The 16787-nt window shown below is 39.8% G+C and carries 16 protein-coding genes; 9 read left to right on the top strand and 7 right to left on the bottom strand.

Annotated features, from left to right (window positions below):
• Positions 1 to 63: 63 nt before the first annotated feature.
• The gene (locus SFRI_RS03170; protein WP_041412754.1) at positions 64 to 1029 is read right to left on the bottom strand and encodes a zinc transporter ZntB; all 966 of its coding nucleotides are present in this window, start codon (positions 1027 to 1029) and stop codon (positions 64 to 66) included.
• Between the two features lie 200 nt (positions 1030 to 1229).
• On the opposite strand from SFRI_RS03170, the gene SFRI_RS03175 reads away from it, so the two are divergent.
• Positions 1230 to 1601 (top strand): YacL family protein, encoded by a 372-nt coding sequence (locus tag SFRI_RS03175; RefSeq protein ID WP_011636106.1) that lies wholly within the window; start codon positions 1230 to 1232, stop codon positions 1599 to 1601.
• Between the two features lie 90 nt (positions 1602 to 1691).
• On the opposite strand, the gene SFRI_RS03180 is transcribed toward SFRI_RS03175, so the two are convergent.
• Both SFRI_RS03180 and narQ read right to left on the bottom strand, forming a co-directional pair.
• Positions 1692 to 2321 carry a response regulator gene (locus SFRI_RS03180; protein ID WP_011636107.1) on the bottom strand — a complete coding sequence of 210 codons (630 nt, stop codon included), beginning with the start codon at positions 2319 to 2321 and terminating at the stop codon, positions 1692 to 1694.
• A complete protein-coding gene (gene narQ, locus SFRI_RS03185) occupies positions 2314 to 4029 on the bottom strand; it encodes a nitrate/nitrite two-component system sensor histidine kinase NarQ (protein ID WP_011636108.1) in 1716 nt (571 codons plus the stop codon). Before narQ ends, SFRI_RS03180 begins: the two co-directional genes overlap by 8 nt.
• A gap of 283 nt (positions 4030 to 4312) precedes the next feature.
• Between narQ and nrfA the strand changes: the two genes are divergently transcribed.
• From nrfA to SFRI_RS03210, 5 genes are all read left to right on the top strand, one after another.
• Complete coding sequence (gene nrfA, locus SFRI_RS03190) at positions 4313 to 5704, top strand: ammonia-forming nitrite reductase cytochrome c552 subunit (protein ID WP_011636109.1); 1392 nt, start codon at positions 4313 to 4315, stop codon at positions 5702 to 5704.
• 336 nt (positions 5705 to 6040) lie between these two features.
• On the top strand, positions 6041 to 6379 hold the full coding sequence (glnK, locus tag SFRI_RS03195) for a P-II family nitrogen regulator (protein ID WP_011636110.1): 339 nt from the start codon (positions 6041 to 6043) through the stop codon (positions 6377 to 6379).
• A gap of 10 nt (positions 6380 to 6389) precedes the next feature.
• Positions 6390 to 7640, top strand: coding sequence for an ammonium transporter (locus tag SFRI_RS03200; RefSeq protein WP_011636111.1), 1251 nt, complete (start codon positions 6390 to 6392; stop codon positions 7638 to 7640).
• A 151-nt stretch (positions 7641 to 7791) separates the two neighbouring features.
• Entirely contained in the window at positions 7792 to 8121 is a 330-nt protein-coding gene (locus SFRI_RS03205) for a hypothetical protein (protein WP_086019736.1), read from the top strand.
• 97 nt (positions 8122 to 8218) lie between these two features.
• Positions 8219 to 9439 carry a tetratricopeptide repeat protein gene (locus SFRI_RS03210; protein ID WP_011636113.1) on the top strand — a complete coding sequence of 407 codons (1221 nt, stop codon included), beginning with the start codon at positions 8219 to 8221 and terminating at the stop codon, positions 9437 to 9439.
• Between the two features lie 5 nt (positions 9440 to 9444).
• On the opposite strand, the gene SFRI_RS03215 is transcribed toward SFRI_RS03210, so the two are convergent.
• Positions 9445 to 10287, bottom strand: coding sequence for a substrate-binding periplasmic protein (locus SFRI_RS03215; protein ID WP_011636114.1), 843 nt, complete (start codon positions 10285 to 10287; stop codon positions 9445 to 9447).
• Positions 10288 to 10717: 430 nt separating this feature from the next.
• Between SFRI_RS03215 and aroG the strand changes: the two genes are divergently transcribed.
• Positions 10718 to 11773 carry a 3-deoxy-7-phosphoheptulonate synthase AroG gene (gene aroG / locus SFRI_RS03220; RefSeq protein ID WP_011636115.1) on the top strand — a complete coding sequence of 352 codons (1056 nt, stop codon included), beginning with the start codon at positions 10718 to 10720 and terminating at the stop codon, positions 11771 to 11773.
• Positions 11774 to 11817: 44 nt separating this feature from the next.
• Here aroG and SFRI_RS21430 read toward each other — a convergent pair whose 3' ends face one another.
• Positions 11818 to 11994, bottom strand: a complete 177-nt coding sequence (locus tag SFRI_RS21430; RefSeq protein WP_011636116.1) for a hypothetical protein — start codon at positions 11992 to 11994, stop codon at positions 11818 to 11820.
• A gap of 351 nt (positions 11995 to 12345) precedes the next feature.
• Between SFRI_RS21430 and SFRI_RS03225 the strand changes: the two genes are divergently transcribed.
• Both SFRI_RS03225 and SFRI_RS03230 read left to right on the top strand, forming a co-directional pair.
• A complete protein-coding gene (locus SFRI_RS03225; RefSeq protein WP_011636117.1) occupies positions 12346 to 14139 on the top strand; it encodes an ABCB family ABC transporter ATP-binding protein/permease in 1794 nt (597 codons plus the stop codon).
• A gap of 283 nt (positions 14140 to 14422) precedes the next feature.
• Positions 14423 to 14641 (top strand): hypothetical protein, encoded by a 219-nt coding sequence (locus SFRI_RS03230; RefSeq protein ID WP_011636118.1) that lies wholly within the window; start codon positions 14423 to 14425, stop codon positions 14639 to 14641.
• A gap of 234 nt (positions 14642 to 14875) precedes the next feature.
• Here SFRI_RS03230 and SFRI_RS03235 read toward each other — a convergent pair whose 3' ends face one another.
• Complete coding sequence (locus SFRI_RS03235; protein WP_011636119.1) at positions 14876 to 15067, bottom strand: hypothetical protein; 192 nt, start codon at positions 15065 to 15067, stop codon at positions 14876 to 14878.
• A gap of 148 nt (positions 15068 to 15215) precedes the next feature.
• Complete coding sequence (locus SFRI_RS03240) at positions 15216 to 16703, bottom strand: FMN-binding glutamate synthase family protein (RefSeq protein ID WP_011636120.1); 1488 nt, start codon at positions 16701 to 16703, stop codon at positions 15216 to 15218.
• Between the last annotated feature and the right edge of the window lie 84 nt (positions 16704 to 16787).

Below are 16787 nucleotides of genomic sequence, written 5' to 3' on the forward strand. Positions count from 1 at the left end.
AGACTACAAGTATTATATAGCCTAGCAATGACCATCATGCATAGTATTAATTCTAGTGGCGGATTATAGCCATTTCAAACGGTAGAATAAGTACATCTGCAAGCCAATCAGTGCAAACAATCCGCCACAGAATGCGGCAAAAGCCCAGTTGGATTCAGCACCCGGTATCCCGCCAATATTGACGCCCAATAAGCCTGTTAAAAAACCTAATGGTAAAAATACCGCTGAAATTAGCGATAAGAAATACAATCGTTGATTCACTTGTTCTGACTGTTGTGATTGGAGTTCTTCTTGTGTGACGCTGGCACGATCGCGTATCGCATCAAGATCTTCTATCACTCGAATAAGGGTTTCATGTATTTCACGTAAGCGGACTTTATCGTTATCGTCAAACAGTTCGCTGGCTTCTTGTAACATACGAGAAAATGCTTCTCGTTGTGGCGCGAGATAACGGCGTAATACCACGGTTTGTCTGCGCAGTTCGGCAATGTCGGTACGCAAGGTTTTGTTTACTTGAGTGACTACGCGTTCTTCTAACTCATCGAGCTGCTCTTCAAGCTTGCCAATAAACTCCACTTTACGTTGTGTAAGACGCTCACAAATGGCCATGATAAAGGCTGCACTATCAACTGGGCCTTTGCCTTGCTTTATCGCATCAGCAACATCGATCACCGATTGTAGTTGGCGCTCGCAAGTTGAAATGATTTTGTGCTCTTCAGCGTAGATCCGCACTGCGACCATGTCTTCTGGATCTGAATTGGGGTTTAAATTAACCCCTCGTAACGCCAGTAAAATTCCTTTGTCGGAACTTAATACTCGTGGGCGAGTATCGGTGGCCAACAGTGTATCCATCTCAACCCTTTGTAAACCAGAGTTGAGGATCCATTTACGTGCTTTAGGTTCACGATAGCGAAGATGTAGCCATAAAAGTCCATCAGCAGGCTGCCATAGTGCTATTTGTTCAGCGGTAAGTGACTGGCCTGCATTTGGTCCAGTAAGCAACAAGCTGTATATAAAACCATTATTCATTATCAGAAATTCCATGTGATCACTATTGCAATAATTTACGCTACTTTTTAATCTTGCCCAAGTTTAAAACGACCTTATAAAATGAAATTCTTTATTTATCGAGCATTTAACCATCAAGCGCAAAATTTGATGAACTAACCAACTGCAGAGTCGCCATTCATCGGTTAAAATAGAAAAAATGCTAAAAAAAGAGTACTAGTATGGAATATCAATTTCGTCGAAACCGCCTCGAAGGCTCAGTCTTTGCTGAATTTAGCATGGGTCATGAAGTATTAGGCAGATGGTTTGCTGAAGAGCTTGGTGACGACAAGAGCAAAGCGAATCATATTCTCACCCAGATAGTGTTAATCAAATCTGGGGCGCTTAACCATTTGCGTGATGTTGGTGGAGATTTAACCATCGATATCGACTCTGAGCAAGTGAGAGTGTTTGCCAGCGTGATTGACTCAGAGGAAGAACATTTATTAGAAGACTCTATGAGCCTCTATGATGCGGAATCTGAGTCTTATTGTGGACTAGAAGACTTTGAGTCGGTGCTGCAAAGCTGGTTAGCATTTATTAACGATAAATAGCCATTTCTTATTTCTAGCGGGAGTTAAATAACAACAAAACCACGTTTATGTGGCCTTGTTGTTAAGTGTGGTTTGAACTTTTGCGTGGGGCTAATTGTTAAGGTAGCGTACCGCCATTTCAGTGCGAGATTTAGCATTTGCTTTACGCAGTAAATTCTTCACATGAACTTTAACAGTGCCTTCGCTGATGTGTAAATCTTCGGCGATCATTCGATTACTTTTGCCTTCAGCTAGCTCTTGCAATATTTGCAATTCACGCGGGGTTAAATTCTCTATCCAGCTGTTGTCGTCAATCGTGTTTTTCAACTCATAAAGATAAGCTTCTACCTCATCACTAATCACTCGGTGACCCAGCATGGCTTTTTTGAGTTGTTCTAACAATAGATCAGGCTCAGTGTCTTTGAGTAAATAGCCGTCAGCACCAGCCCGCAGTAGTCTAACGACATCTTGTTTAGCGTCTGAAACGGTTAAAATCACAATTCTTGCTGTTACTCCCTCTTGACGCATAGCGTTAAGAGTATCAAGCCCAGACATGCCTTTCATATTCAAATCGAGCAGAATAATATCGGGTTCATCTTCGGCTACCGCGGTAAGAGCTTCTAGTCCCGTGCCCGTTTCACCAAAAAGCGAAAAGTCACCGTCGGAGGTGATTAATTGGCAAATACCACGACGTAATAATGGATGATCATCGACAACAAGTACGGAATACGGCTTACCCATTTAAAGGCTCCTGTTGAGGTGGAAAACTCAGCGTTACTGTAGTGCCGCCGAGGTGATTACTATTGAACGAGACGGTACCATTAAGTTTGTTGGCACGCTCATGCATGATGCCAATGCCGAAATGTTGGTCTCGTTCAGCTATATGTGTCACACCAATGCCATCATCACAAATTGAAATAGTAATCATGCCATTGCCAGTTAACTGACAATTTACCACTATATGGGCAGGGTTAGCGTGTTTAATTGCATTTATTGTCGCTTCACGAATTAATTGTAAAATATGAATGTGTTGTTTAGCTTCCAGTAAATGTGCTGAAAGTTTGTAGTTTAATTGGATATCGATATTGGTTTGATGACGTAATTGATCCAACATGACTTCGATAGCTTGACTTAAATTAGGCTCTTTTATGGTTAATCTAAATGTAGATAACAGTTCACGTAATTGTACATAAGCAGTACTCACACCTTCATTGATCTCGGTCAATTGACCTTCCACTTCAGGACTACGGCAACTGTGATCAAGGCTTTTACGTAATAAACTGACTTGAATTTTTAGAAAGGATAATAACTGCCCAATTGAATCATGTAATTCTCTAGCGATGACGGCACGCTCTTCCAGTAACGCCAGCTGTTGACGTTGTTCCGAGGCATTATGGATGGTAATAGAACGGGTTAACATCATGGCAAAATTTTCAAACAATTGTTTATTCAATGGCTTATTGGATATTACTTCTAAATAGCCCATTTGAGTCATTTCTATCAATAGCGGAAACTGTACCGATTCAGTGGATAAATCGTCAGGCCAACCGCCTTCAGCCTTAATGACGTCTTTAGAGCCATCCTCATGCTCAACAACTAATCGAAGAAAGGTTAAGTCTTCATAATATTTCAGCTGATTGATTGCAGATTGCAGTGCTTTATAGTCGAGTTTATCAGCATGTAACATAACTAGGTTGTCGTATAAAAATTTTAGCTCGTTGTTTGCTCGTGTTAATGCCAAGGTTTTTTCGTTTACTTGGTTTTCTAAATCTTCATATAAATTGGCTAATTCTGCTGCCGTTTTTTGCAATGCATTACCCAGAGCGGTCAGTTCAATATAACCCGTTTTAGGCATTTCAACTTTGAAGTTACCTTTGGAGATTGTTGCTGCACTATCCATCAATAATTGTAATGGTTTAACAACTCGTTTACGTGTGAATACTACGGCAAAGAAGGCGATAACAAGTAAAATTGATAAACCGATAATCTGTCCAATAACCAATAGTTTTAGTTTAAAGGCCGCGAACAATTCCATCTTTAATACCAAGGTATCAATGGTGTCGACAAAATCAGTTAACGAGGCTGAGTACAGTCGCGTATTCCCTTCTCCAATATACACTCTCATCACTTGCCATTTGTCGATAACCAATAAATATTGGTCACGCAACTCTTTGGGGCTGTACCATTGAAGAGAACGTTTAAGCGCTTCTGAATTAAGCGTATTTTCGAATTCAATAATTTTTTTATCGGTATTGTTACTACCGGCATTGGTATACAGCAACAATCTATAACTTTGCATCCGCAGTGAACCAGAGGCGTTGATGCCTTTGGCATCGCCTAAGCTGAAGGTTAAATTGACGATAGAAAATACCGCTAAGCTTGATGACAACAAAATTAGAATGAGCATTAAACTTAAAATGGTGGAAGTAAGGCTGCCACGAGTAAACATAAGATCCTGCAGTTGATATCGATTAGTGATTAAAAATAAGTCAAAAGTACTGTTTTATATGATGTCTAATAGTGTGTTCTACATTAGGTATGTGTTGATAACATTAACAAGTTTACAAAACTGTGAGATACATCCTGTTTACATGTTGATCTGGCGCAAACTTTCATCGCTATACCCCATAAGGGGTATATTTAAAGCGGTGTTAAATCGCTAACTTTGACGATGGAGATGTCGTGATTATTAAATTAAATATAATGTAACACGGAGATAAAGGGTGATGAAGATGAATGTAAAATCAATTGCACTGAGTGCAGTGATTGCAACCAGTTTTTTAGCCGCTGGCGCAATGGCGAGTGAGAAAACCGAACCTCGTAATGAAGTTTATAAGGATAAATTCTCTAAACAGTACGACAGCTGGCATGCTACTGATGAAAGCAAAGAAGTTGTCGATATGTTAGAAAAAGTACCTAGCCTAGTTGTTTTATGGGCTGGTTACGGTTTTGCTAAAGATTACAATGCTCCACGTGGTCATATGTATGCGGTAACTGACGTAACGAATACATTGCGTACTGGTGCACCAAAAAATGCTGAAGACGGTCCAATGCCTATGGCATGTTGGAGCTGTAAAAGCCCTGACGTACCTCGCGTGATTGAAGAGCAAGGTGAAGATGGTTACTTTAGCGGTAAGTGGGCTAAAGGCGGACCTGAAATCGTTAATGTTCTTGGTTGTGCCGATTGTCATGAAAAAGGCTCATCTAAGTTACGTATGTCACGTCCGTTTGCTGAACGCGCCATGACAACATTGAATACTCCATTTGATAAAGCTTCTCGTAAAGACAAGCAGTCAATGGTGTGTGCTCAATGTCACGTTGAATACTATTTCGAGAAAACAGCAGAACGTCCTGGTTTTGTTAAATTCCCTTGGGATATGGGTACCACTGTTGAGCAAATGGAAGTGTATTACGACAGCATGGAGTTCTCTGATTGGACTCACGCAGTGTCTAAAACACCTATGCTAAAAGCACAACACCCTGGTTATGAAACTTGGAAGTTGGGTGTTCACGGTCAAAATAACGTGAGCTGTGTTGATTGTCATATGCCTAAAGTGACTAACGACAAAGGCCGTAAATTTACTGATCATAAAGTGGGTAACCCGTTTGATCGCTTTGAAGAAACCTGTGCAACTTGTCACAGCCAAAGCAAAGAGTTTATGGTTAAGCAAGTTGAAGAAAGCAAGCAGAAAGCACAAGACTTAAAAGCACGTGTTGAAACTCAATTAGTTAAAGCTCACTTTGAAGCTAAAGCTGCGTGGGATGCTGGCGCAACTGAAGTTGAAATGAAGCCAATCTTAATGGATATTCGTCACTCACAATGGCGTTGGGATTATGCGACTGCATCTCATGGTGCATCATCACATGCTCCTGCTGAAGTATTACGTATTCTAGGAACTTCATTGGATAAAGCTGCTGATGCCCGTGTTAAATTGGCTCAGCTATTAGGTGCTAAGGGTGTTAAGCAACCAATTGCATATCCTGACACTTCAACTAAAGCAAAAGCACAAGCCGCTTTAGGCATGAACATGAAAACCATGAATGCTGAAAAAGCTGAGTTTAAGAAAACACTTGTACCTAAGTGGAAAGAAGAAGCTAAAAAGCGTGAAGCGACTTACAAATAAGTTGTACTTAGTCGCATAAAAACTCTCCTCAGGTGTAAACCTGAAAAATCTAACAAACAGCCCTCATTTGAGGGCTGTTTTTTTTATGTGCGTTATACAGAAATAGTGACGTAACTTTTGGCTACTAGGTAACATAAAAGGTAGATGATTTACTGCACCAAAACGATGCACCCATGTTTCTCGTGCACTCGATTGGTGCCTTAATGTTAATGAATAAAAGGGTGGTTAAAATAAAGCCCATATATAACAGTGTGTTGAGAAAGTGGCCTAATGATTGAATTAACTCATTCAACAAATTAGTAACAACTACATTTTTTCACACTTTTGGAGGTCGGGATGAAACTCGTCAGCGCTATCATTAAGCCATTTAAATTGGATGATGTCCGTGAAGCCATTGCAGGCATGGGCATTGAAGGTATGACTGTTACTGAGGTAAAAGGCTTTGGACGTCAGAAAGGTCACACTGAACTTTATCGTGGGGCTGAGTATCAAGTGGACTTTCTTCCTAAAGTAAAATTAGAAATTGCCACCAAAGATGAAAATTTGGACATGCTTATTGAAGCGATTACCAGTGCGGCACATACCGGCAAAATAGGTGATGGAAAAATTTTTGTGACTGATTTAGAACAAGCTATCCGTATCCGTACGGGTGAACTTGATAACGAAGCATTATAAGGAGGCTGGCATGGAAGAATTAACTCAATTAGGCCTGACGGTAACTGAACTACGTTTTGCATTAGATACGTTCTATTTCCTCATTTCAGGTGCGTTAGTCATGTGGATGGCAGCTGGTTTTGCCATGTTAGAAGCTGGCTTAGTTCGCTCAAAAAACACCACTGAAATTTTAACCAAAAACGTGTGTTTATACTCAATTGCATGTGTCATGTTTTTGCTTGTCGGTTACAACATTATGTATGTCGATAATGTTGAAGGTGGTTTCATCCCTTCTTTTGGTTCGTTAATCGGTTCGCAAGCTGATGGTGCAGACCATGCTTTGGAATCAGACTTTTTCTTCCAAGTCGTGTTTGTTGCTACGGCAATGTCGATAGTATCTGGTGCTGTGGCTGAGCGAATGAAGTTATGGTCTTTCTTAGCTTTTTCAGTAGTAATGACCGCTGTCATTTATCCTATTGAAGGCTACTGGACTTGGGGCGGCGGATTCCTCTCTGAAGCTGGTTTTGTTGACTTTGCTGGTAGTGGCATTGTACACATGGCTGGTGCTGCTGCTGCAATATCTGGTGTGCTGCTTCTTGGTGCTCGTAAAGGTAAATATGGTGAAAATGGCCAAGTTCATCCTATTCCTGGCTCTAACTTACCAATGGCTACCTTAGGTATGTTCATTTTATGGATGGGTTGGTTTGGCTTCAACGGTGGTTCACAACTGTTGGTTTCTGATGCTGAAAACGCCAGTGCTGTCGCTAAAATCTTTGTAAACACTAACTCTGCCGCCGCATTTGGGGCAATCTCAGCGCTTATTGTGTGTAAAGTTGTTTGGGGTAAAGCAGATTTAACCATGATTTTAAACGGTGCGTTAGCGGGGTTAGTCGCCATTACTGCTGATCCATTATCGCCATCAATATTAATGGCCGGTGTGATTGGTTTGGTTGCTGGTGCAGTTGTTATTTTTTCTGTGATTGCATTTGACCGAATTAAAATTGATGACCCAGTAGGTGCCATTTCAGTGCACGGTGTTGCAGGGTTCCTTGGACTAATGTTAGTGCCATTATCAAATGCTGATGCTAGTTTTGGTAGTCAGTTATACGGTGCAGCAGTAATCTTCATTTGGGTATTTACCACATCGTTATTGGTATGGTTTGTATTAAAAATGACTATGGGTATCCGTGTGACCGAAGAAGAAGAGTACAACGGTATGGATGCTTCTGACTGTGGAGTAGATGCTTACCCTGAGTTTGTGAGTGTTAAAACCGCGGGTTAATGAGTTAATTAGCTAACATTGAAAACAGAACCTTTAGGTTCTGTTTTTTTATGGATTAATAACATTATTATCGACTTACTTGAGGTAAATAATGAAGGATGTGCTAGCTTAACGGTATACACTATAAGATGAAATTTGTGACGAGGTAATGATGAAACCAGCACTGATAAATTTATTAATGGGATCTTTGTTATTGAGTGCGACGAGCCATGCTGGCACCGTTGTGGTGCGCCAGTCATCAACGCCTTTTGATGCTTTTGCTGTACGCGATCTTGTATTACAACAGCACCAATGGCAAGAGTTGTTAAGGCAGCAACAGCAGATAACGATTTTACAATCATTGCCTATCGGTTGCTTAGCCGTGACGTCACCATTTGATTATTTTAGCTGTGGCCATCAATTTTATCGTCCCTATGAATATCAAGACAGACAACTTTTTATCCAAATAGATCCTCCAGTTAGTGATAATCCACCTCAGTAGCAAATAAGTCGTTACAACCTTACCGTTGTAGTTTTGGCCTAATGGGTAACTATTGACTATGCTTTTAGATAGCGTATTCCTATCTGAGGGCTGAATAATGTTAACTCATCACTCAAAAAAGACAGAGATTAATCCCCTTACTCATGATGACCAATTAAAACCTAAATGGACTCATCTACTGTTTACTGTTTTACTTTTCAGTATGAGTGCTTGTCAATCAACTCAACCCCAAAACAAAGCTGTAAAGATTGCTGACCTATTTCATGATGAAATGTTCATGCCTGTTGAGACTGTGTCTATTGATGATATTTATCGTTTACCTGAAAAGTTTGTCGCACAATTTAGACGACAGTTTCAAGCCGATAGTACTCTTCGTAATCAAAATGTTATGGCTAATGAATGGTTGGCGCAATATATAGGCGCACAAGATGGTGGTTTTGAATACCGTGATAATGTGACTCGCTCTGCCAGTGAAACCGTGCTTAATCGTCAAGGTAATTGTATGTCTTTGGTTGTGTTGTCGGCAGCACTGGCTGATGCGTTAAATGTGCCCGTGGAGTTTAATGACATCGATGTTGAACCCGTGTGGGATAGACGAGGTGGTTTTTATTTAGTTAATGGTCACGTTAATTTACGTTTATTACCTCCGAGGTCAAATAACACAGTGTTATTTAGAGGTACAGATGTTCTAGTGGACTTTTTACCTGAACGTTCTGTGCGTGCTTATCATAAAAAAACAGTTAATAAGCGCCAGTTAACCTCGATGTTTTATAACAATATTGCAGCAGAAGCGTTGATTAACACCGATTATGATACAGCTTATGCATTGGTTAAAAAAAGCATTCAACTGGATCCGCAACATGTTGCAGCAATCAATACCCTAGCGGTTATTTATCGACATAAGGGCTACGAAGATGAGGCTGAATATGCATATCGTTTAGCGCTACAAATTGACTCTCAAGATTTAACCACATTATACAATTTGGCGTTGATTTTAGGTCAACAAGGGCGTTTAGATGAATGGGCACAAATACATAAGGTGCTTGAGCTGGCGAGAATAAATAATCCGTTTTATTATTTTGACATGGCTCAACAAGCGTATTTTGATAAGCAATATCAAGATGCACTCATATGGTATAAACGAGCTGTTGATAAAGCGGATTATCGCCATGAGTTTTATTTTGGTTTGTCTAGGGCTTATTGGGCAACAGGTGAAGAGCGGTTGGCTGAGAAAAATCTTAAACGTGCGTTGGCCTTAAGTGATAATAGTAATAAGCAACGCTACCAAATTAAGCTGCAAGCGTTGAAACAGGATTAGTACCTTTAAGGCATTTGATGCTGTGGTTGATAATTGTTTTGTTCAGCTAGGTCGAGTATCTCTTGGTAGCGATATGACTGTTTGAGTGTAGTAATAGCACTATCTACTCGGTTAGCTATTATTTGATCATGACAAGCAATTTTTCGTTGTGCAGGGTCAAACAATACCACTTCTGTTACTGGGATACTGGTATCGAGTTTTGATTTGAGTAAATGACGATAATATTCAAATATCCGTCTTTCTAAAACAATGACTTCAACATATCCATTAAATAACATCACCACTTGGCTTTTTTGATTGGTTATTTCACTGTAGTGAGGGTTAGCATTCGCGATGTCTTTAAACTCATCACCTAAGTATTGTTTTGAGTTTTGAAATCCTAAAATAGACAATGCGCTAAGATCGTTAAATTGTTCAATTTGAAGGTTGTTTCTTGATAAGTAAAACACGCTATTTTTATATTCAAGTAAGCTTTGCGTATAAAACAGTCCTTCCACATTATCAGGGGCATTGATCATGCAGTCTATTTTATTGGTTTTAACTAGACGCTGTGCACGTAAATTAGGCGCATGAACAATTTCTTTTATGTCTATATTTTCACTGTTCAGAGCTGCCTTCAAAAGGTCATACTGCACGCCAGCATTTTCATCGGTAAAGAAATAAGGTGCAATACTGTTACTGGTAGAAAAACTAATACTATCAATGACTGGAATCAATTTTTCATGGTAAGTTTGCGAGTGGAATTCGACTAATTCGTGTACATCATCGATTGGATCAACGGACGTGGCAATGGCGGGATAGCAAAGAGTTAATAATAAGCTTAATAAAAAAATTGACCGATATTTCAATGTGTTATCCTCCTCTTGATAGCTTGCCAAGTATTAAGTCGCTCATCTTCCTTGCGTTGAATTAATGATGTTAATCACTAAAGTAAAGCATATTAATATCATTAGAGTGTCTTTTTGATAAGACAGTTTGTTTTAGTGATATTAGGTGCTAAACAATCAATGTATAAGTGTATTCCATACTCGTTTTACGCAGCCGTTAACTTAGCTGAGTTGCTATTGCTTCTTATTACGTATTCCCAATCACTTACGTATAGTCTCTGTTATCGGCACTGATGAATAATACTTGATTGATTTGTCGATAGATACTGGTTAAATTGATGATTCATGTTCATTTTTTCGATGGTTTTTTATCATTTTTAATGAATCGTATCAGCTGATTTATTTTTACTGAATCAGACACATAAGACGTTTTGCCGGAGTTGTAACCACTATGCATTATCAAAATGACGATATTCGTATCGATGAAATAAAAGAATTGCTGCCACCCATTGCGATTCTAGAACGATTTCCGGCAACCGAACATGCATCATCAACTGTTTTTAATGCGCGTAACAGTATTCATCAAATTTTAGCCCGTAAAGATGATCGCTTATTAGTGGTGATTGGCCCTTGCTCAATTCACGATCCTGTTGCCGCCTTAGAGTATGGTCAACGCTTAGTTAAATTGCGGGAACAGTATAAAAATCAGCTTGAAATTGTCATGCGAGTGTATTTTGAAAAGCCGAGAACGACAGTCGGTTGGAAAGGGTTAATTAATGATCCTTATATGGATAACAGTTTTCAATTAAATGATGGTTTACGGACCGCTCGTAAATTACTTGTCGATTTAAATGACTCAGGAATGCCAACAGCAGGTGAGTTTTTAGATATGATCACACCTCAATATGTTGCTGACATGATGTGTTGGGGCGCCATCGGCGCACGTACTACCGAATCTCAAGTACACCGTGAATTATCATCGGGGCTGTCTTGTCCTGTAGGATTTAAAAATGGTACCGACGGAACCATTAAAGTGGCTATTGATGCCATTGGAGCCGCGAGTGCGCCACATCATTTCTTGTCGGTTACTAAGTTTGGTCATTCGGCCATAGTGTCAACTAAAGGGAATCCAGATTGCCATATCATTTTACGTGGCGGTCGAGCACCTAACTATAGTGCCGAACATGTGTCTGATATCGCCAAACAGCTTGCTAAGTCAGGCTTAACTGACAATATTATGATTGATTTTAGCCATGCTAATAGTAGTAAAGATTATAAAAAGCAGATGCTGGTTGCCGATGATGTCGCTGGGCAAATATCTCAAGGTAATCATGCTATTTTTGGTGTGATGGTTGAAAGTCATTTAGTTGAAGGACGCCAAGACCTCATTGAAGGTAGTGAATTGTGCTACGGACAGAGCGTAACGGATGCTTGTATTGGTTGGGATGACACAGAGTCACTTTTAGCAACACTGAATAAGAGTGTACTTGACCGACGTCAAGCCTGATATTTGAGTTAGTCACACCTAAAAAATAAGGCGCTCAATGCGCCTTATTTTTTTATATGTTGTACTAAGTATTCATTGGCCTTTGCTAAACTGCCAAAAGCAGAGATAAGATTATCACGACCTTTATCTTGCAGTTCAGGGTTACCTGATTCAATCATCATCCATACCCATGTTTGTATTAGTTGTAATGGTGGGTATTGAATTTTCGAGCTATCCAACATAAAGCATCCTTTAAACTAGTAAATCGTTATTTGTTTATTATCAAATAGGCGTTTATCTGTACTTGAAGAGTAACAAATTCTGCTTACAGAAATAACTCTATTTAGCTTAAAAAAGCACAAAATGGCTAAAAAAAATTAAAAAGTAGTATTTTAGTCTGTGTAATTTCATTCTTTGGTAGTTCTAAAGTAGTACTTGCGTGACATTAAAATAGCCATTTTATGATAAAAATGAGTGCGGACTTAATCCATCGTAATGTGACCGATGTCTGATTAGAAAATGACATATAATAAGACAATCAATATTAGATCGTGGTGAACTGCCTATAGCAGTAGTAATTAACTGGAGCATAAATGAGACCTTCTGCGTACTTCGAAGGCCCGGTAGGGAAGTTAAATTGGCATGTTTTAAGATTATTATGGCCATATTTATTAGAATTTAAAGCACGAGTCTTGTTAGCCATGATTTGCTTAATCGTTGCTAAAATCGCGAGTGTTGGGCTGCCATTCATTCTGAAAGAATTAGTCGACACGCTGGATAAACAATCCGCAGCCCAGATCATCGCCGTACCTATCGGATTGGTGCTAGCTTATGGTATGGTCCGTTTGCTCAATGTCATTATTGGCGAGATACGGGATACGTTATTTGGCCGCGTTACTGAACGAGCAATTCGCCGCCTTGGAAGGGCTGTTTTTGAACATTTACATCGGCTCGATCTTGATTTTCATTTAGATCGCCGTACCGGTGGCCTGTCTCGCGATATTGAACGTGGCACCAGTGGCGTCAGTTTTTTAATGCGCTTTATGGTATTTAATATTGTGCCAACACTGCTTGAGATTGCCTTAGTGATTGGTATTTTCTTTTATAACTATGGCGTCAGTTTTGCATTGATCACCTTGTTTTCTGTGGTTGCCTATATTGGTTATTCAATTGTGGCAACAGAGTGGCGCACCGGTTATGTGCGTGATGCTGCAAGAGCTGACTCGCTAGCTAATACTCGTTCAATCGATAGTTTGTTAAATTATGAAACTGTAAAATATTTTAACAATGAAGAATTTGAGTCACAACGATATGATTCTGCACTTGAACAATGGGAAGTGGCAAAGCGGAAAAACCGCTTATCATTGTTTGCTCTTAACGGTGGTCAGGCATTAATTATTGCTGTTGCTATGACGGCGATGATGGGGCTGGCTGCTTATGAAGTGAGCCAAGGCTCGATGACAATTGGTGACTTTGTCCTCATTAATGCTTTTATGATGCAGCTGTTTATTCCATTAAATTTTTTAGGCTTTGTTTACCGCGAAATCCGTGGAGCATTAGCTAACATTGAACGTATGTTTGATATTTTAGCCAAACAACCACAAGTGTTAGACCATGTCGATGCAATTGAAGCCAGTCCCACTGTCGGAGCGATAAAATTCACCGATGTAAGCTTTCATTACGATCAACGCGCTATTTTAAACAGTGTCAGTTTTGATGTGCCAGCAGGGAAAAAAATTGCCGTAGTGGGCGACAGTGGCGCAGGTAAATCAACAATCATTAAATTGTTATTTCGCTTTTATGATGTTGACCGTGGGTCTATCACTATTGATGGTATTGATGTGCGTCAGCTTAGCCAACAGGCCTTAAGAAGATCTATCGCAGTGGTACCGCAAGATACCGTCTTATTTAATGATTCTATATATGAAAATATTAGGTATGGTCGCTCAGATGCGACTCACGATGAGATTATCGCGGCGATTAAGTTGGCTCATTTGAGCGACTTTATTGAATCATTGCCAGATAAAGGTAATACCAAGGTCGGTGAGCGAGGATTAAAGCTCTCTGGCGGCGAAAAGCAACGTGTTGCTATTGCTAGAGCGGTGTTGAAAGGTGCACCTATTTTAGTGTTTGATGAAGCCACATCGTCATTAGATTCACGCTCTGAGCAAGCCATTTTGAGTGCTTTGCGAGATGCAGCAAAAGGTCATACAAGTTTAGTGGTAGCCCATCGTTTATCGACCATTATTGATGCAGACCAAATAGTCGTATTGAGTAAAGGTAAGATTGTTGAGCATGGAACACATGCCAGTTTGTTAGCTCAACAAGGGCTTTATGCTCGGCTTTGGCATATTCAACATGAACAGAAAGATTTGGCGAATGGGTAAGGGTTAAACAATGAATATTGCTACCTGATGTTGTCGGATAAAATACCGTCATCGGTACAAATAAGAACCTATTTATAGCGTAAAAGTTCAATATCTGACTACTTTAACAGCGCTGAATGGTGTTTAAATCGTCTGGTTATATTTAAGGCTAATGAATTTTTTGACGACAGTGATCAACGCAGTTAATCTATAGCCTAACTTGTGGGTTATTTATTCCGGATAACTATATTTTTCAATCAATTGGATTTTATTAAAGGTGCGAATTCGTGTATGGAGGTGACTTGTGCATAATATTGCGTTAATTGCGGCGCTAGAAGGCACCCGACATCAAGTGACAACTGATTGGTTTGCTATTATGGCAATGCTTAAAACACGTAGCATGTCTGATGATGCTATTAACATTGTTTATAACGACTTGTGTGCTGGCTTAAGGGTAACAACTCGTGGGCTCACTTTAGCTAAGTCTATGAACAACGACCTCGATAAAAATATTATTAAATAAAGTGATGGTCCGCAGAACATTCTTTTCTAGTTTAAATCGGTTTAATTAACTCATGCTGGGTCATAGATTTGCATAATTTGTAGATAAAGTGATATCAACGGATTATTTTGAAATGTTCAATTGATTTTAACCGCTATTATTTGGCTGGTTTATGTTATCAAATACTTGGAAGAAGATAGGAATTATATTGAGTTGATTCAGTTGTGACGAGTGCTGCTACTAATTATCAAAAGCTTACTTTTTCTGCCAACCAATACACACCATTTTTATGAGTGCTGCTGGAGACGGATCTAGTGTTAAGCGCTTAATTCTACCTTGTTCAAAACACACAAATTCACCTTCGATTTCTGTCATTCGATTACAGTTTTTACAGCTTAAACTTAAGCTTTTGACATTTAGATCTACTGCATTCGTTTTTATGTTCAACGCGAAATCCTCTGAATTGGTGCCTCTTTAAAATCACATTAAGGCTACTTACTGTGATCGATATCAAAGTATATTGTACACGTTTTCTTAACTTCGGCAAAGTAATCCGCTAGGGGCCCCTGTTATTTACTGTGATTGATGGTCTACTTTATTGCATGTGTCGGTAATGTTTATCGAGAGTTACAGCTACACCTGTGGATTGTACTATTCGGGCATGATGGCGGGTTAAGTATCTCGGGTCGGTTACACCACATGAATGTGCGATCATGGTTAAATCGTAATGTAAGAAATGATTGTAGTTTGCGACTCGTGCAGATTTATCTTTTGGATCTAAGCCTTTTTGCAATCGTATATTATGAGTGGTTATACCGGTTGGGCAGGTGTCTCGGTTGCACTGTAGCGATTGAATACAACCTAAGGCAAACATGTTTCCGCGAGCTGAGGCGATAAAGTCGGCGCCAGTGGCTAATGCCCATGCCACGTATGACGGCATGATCATTTTACCGGTCGCAATAACCTTAATGCGTTGTTTAAAGCTGCGTTCATTCAGTAAATCAACCAGTAACGGTAAACTTTGGCGCAGTGGTAAGCCGACATTATCCATTAAAGCTTGGGGGGCTGCGCCCGTACCACCATCGGAACTGTCTAAGGTAAAAAAGTCTGGCGCATATTCAATACCACGACGTTCAATTTCATCGAGGAATTCAGTAACCCAAGACATATCACCTAATACCGCTTTAATACCGGTTGGTTTTCCGGTGATATCTCTTACTTGATTGATCATATCGATAATGTCAGCAACATTATGTAATTCAATATGGCCATTGGGGCTTATGGAGTCTTGCCCTGCTGGAATACCGCGAATGGTTGCTATTTCTTCGGTGACTTTTATCGCCGGTAAAATGCCTCCTTTTCCAGGCTTCGCACCTTGGCTTAATTTAATTTCAAACATTTTTACTTCAGAATGAGCGGCAATATCGGTCAGCTTTTGTGGATCTAAATGACCATGCTCGTTACGCACTCCGTATTTAGCGGTACCTATCTGAAAAACTAAATCACAATGTCCTTTGAGATGATAAGGGCTTAACCCACCCTCACCAGTATTGAGCCAACAACCTGCTTTTGCTGCGCCATGGGATAGTGCTGTAACGGCTGGACGAGACAAGGCTCCAAAGCTCATTGCCGAGATATGGCAAATTTTATCAGTTGTGTAAGGGTGTTTACATTCAGGACCAATGGTTACTGCGATGGTTTGGTGAGTGTCATGATCACTGACGGGGAATGCTGAGTTCATGAACATTACCGCGCCCGGTTTATCCAGAACTTGTGTCGACCCAAACGCAATTGTTCGGTCAACATTTTTAGCTGCGCGATATACCCAACTGCGTTCGGCTCGATTAAACGGCAGTTCTTCGCGATCTTGAGAAAAAAAGTATTGTCTAAAAAACTCACCTTGTTTTTCAAATATATATCGAAAACGACCGATAACAGGATAGTTGTGTCGTATGGCTTGTTTTGTTTGCAGTTTGTCAGCGATAAACATGTAAATTACAGCGATCAATAATAACCAAAATAACACTAAGAAAAGACCGGAAAAAATATCTATTCCCCACATAAACCAATGTTGTTGCGGCATGTTGTTATTCCTATCTGGCTTTTAATCTGATTACCATATTAGCAGATGTTCATTTGGGCAAGTTAAATTGATGATGTTAATCAA

The sequence above is a fragment of the Shewanella frigidimarina NCIMB 400 genome (assembly GCF_000014705.1).
GTDB lineage: Bacteria > Pseudomonadota > Gammaproteobacteria > Enterobacterales > Shewanellaceae > Shewanella > Shewanella frigidimarina.